This is a genomic window from Stenotrophomonas sp. YIM B06876 (genome assembly GCF_030711595.1).
GTDB lineage: Bacteria > Pseudomonadota > Gammaproteobacteria > Xanthomonadales > Xanthomonadaceae > Stenotrophomonas.
Genome location: NZ_JAUJUJ010000280.1, coordinates 1 through 1,093 on the forward strand (window position 1 = coordinate 1; position 1,093 = coordinate 1,093).

At 67.6% G+C, this 1,093-nt stretch carries 2 protein-coding genes; both read right to left on the reverse strand.

The genetic code is table 11. The annotated features are described in order from the left end of the window. Nucleotides 1-871: trypsin-like peptidase domain-containing protein (locus QZH66_RS16720; RefSeq protein WP_305806987.1), on the reverse strand; the 871-nt coding region annotated here is incomplete at its 3' end. Next, the coding region (locus QZH66_RS16725; protein WP_305806988.1) for a trypsin-like peptidase domain-containing protein at nucleotides 829-1,093 on the reverse strand (265 nt) is incomplete at its 5' end. The genes QZH66_RS16720 and QZH66_RS16725, both read right to left, overlap by 43 nt.

Here is a 1,093-nt window from a genome sequence, read left to right on the forward strand (position 1 = left end):
CAGTGTTGGCAATCGCCATGATCACATCGCCCTCGCGCAAGCCAGCCCGTGCGGCAGCCTCGGTGGCGGCGTCCACGCGCACGCCGCCCTTGAGCTTGAGTTCTTTCTTCTGCGCCTCGGTCAGCTCCACCACCGACAAGCCCCACTGCTGGGCCGCCGCCGATACCTTGGGCTTGGCGTCCTTGTCAGCCGCCTTGCGCACCGGCGTCTCGGGCTCGATCTCGGCAATGGTGACGCCCAGGTCGCGCGCGTTGCCACGGCGGAACACCGTGACCGTGCTCTTGGTGCCGGGCTTGGTGTTGCCGACCAGGCGCGGCAGGTCCGCCACCTTGTCGATGGCCTTGCCATCAAAGCGCGTGATGACGTCGCCGGCCTCGACGCCGGCCTTCTCGGCCGGAGACCCGGCTTCGACGCCGGTCACCAAAGCGCCCTGCTGCTTGCCCAGGCCGAGCGACTCCGCCACGTCCTTGCTCACCTGGCCGATCTGCACGCCGATGCGTCCGCGGATCACGCGGCCGCTGGCGCGCAACTGATCGCTCACGCGCATGGCTTCGTCGATCGGAATGGCGAACGAGATGCCCATGAAGCCGCCCGAGCGCGAATAGATCTGGCTGTTGATGCCGACCACCTCGCCGCGCATGTTGAGCAGCGGACCGCCCGAGTTGCCCGGATTGATCGCCACGTCGGTCTGGATGAACGGCAGGTAGTCGCCCGTGTCGCGCTGCTTGGCGCTGACGATGCCGGCTGTCACGGTGTTTTCCAGGCCAAAGGGCGAGCCGATGGCCATCACCCATTCACCCACCTTGAGGCGGCTGACGTCGCCGATCTTCACCGCCGGCAGGCCCGCGGCGTCGATCTTGACCACGGCCACGTCGGNATGCCGGCTGTCACGGTGTTTTCCAGGCCAAAGGGCGAGCCGATGGCCATCACCCATTCACCCACCTTGAGGCGGCTGACGTCGCCGATCTTCACCGCCGGCAGGCCCGCGGCGTCGATCTTGACCACGGCCACGTCGGTGCGCTTGTCGGCGCCGACGATCCTGGCCTTGAATTCGCGCTTGTCGGGCAGCGTGACCAGCACTTCATCGGCGCCG